1 protein-coding gene is annotated in these 1,028 nt (G+C 66.2%); it reads left to right on the top strand.

The genetic code is table 11. The features are described 5' to 3' along the window. On the top strand, window positions 1-873 hold an 873-nt coding region (locus ACWGS9_RS34930; RefSeq protein ID WP_454509445.1), incomplete at its 5' end, for an acyl-CoA dehydrogenase family protein. Window positions 874-1,028: the final 155 nt, after the last annotated feature.

Raw genomic sequence — 1,028 nt, 5'->3', positions numbered from 1 at the left:
CTGGTCCATACCGACATGGCTTCCGTACATGTCTTTCACGACGGGACCAAAGCCCAGCGGGCCCGCTGGATGCCGGGCATTATCAGCGGCGAGGTGATCACCGCGGTCGCCATCACGGAGCCGGATGCGGGCTCGGACGTGAAGACCATCCGCACGCGCGCCCGCCGCGAGGGCGACTCTTATGTCCTCGACGGCACGAAGCTCTACATCACGAACGGCGTCCACGCGGATCTCTACTGCGTCGCCGCCAAGACCGATCCCTCCGCGGGAAGCAACGGGATCACGATGTTCCTCGTCGAGAAGGGCACGCCGGGCTTCGGCGTCGCCCGCGAGCTGGACAAGCACGGCTGGCGCTCCTCCGATACGGCTGAGCTCGTCTTCGACGGTTGCCGTATCCCCGCCGAGAACGTGCTCGGCGCGGAGGGACAGGGCTTCTACTCCATCATGCGCAACTTCCAGAACGAGCGGCTTGTGCTTGCCGCCATGGCGATAGGGGCGGCCGAGGCGGCGATCGAGATGACCCTCGCCTGGGTGAAGGCCCGCCGCGCGTTCGGCGGCGTCCTGTGGGACATGCAGGCGATCCGTCAGCGTCTCGCGATGCTCTCCGCGAAGGTGGAAGCGAGCCGGCAGCTTCTCTATGTCACCGCGTGGCGCATGGCGGCGGACGAGGATTGCCTGCGCGAGGTCTCGATGGTGAAGGCTATCTGCGGCGAACTCGTCAACGAAGTGTTGTATGCCTGCGTGCAGTTCCATGGCGCCATGGGCGTCATGCGCGAAAGCCCGATCGAGCGCATGGCGCGCGACGCCCGCATCCTGTCCATCGGCGGCGGCGCGACGGAGGTGATGCTGGAGGTGGTCGCGTCGACGTCGTGACCCCAATGCGGCAGCGAGGAGGCCGCTTTGGCGCGTAGGAGGGCTCCGTGAAGGGCTCTTCGCACGGCAAGTTCGGTTGGCTGAGGGCATCCTTCGGCTGTCAGCTCACACTTCCGTCCAGACCGCCGCAACATCCCCGTCGCTTCCAAACACGA

It is taken from the genome of Mesorhizobium sp. Arg314 (genome assembly GCF_053714275.1).
This window is presented reverse-complemented; position numbering and strand designations above follow the sequence as displayed.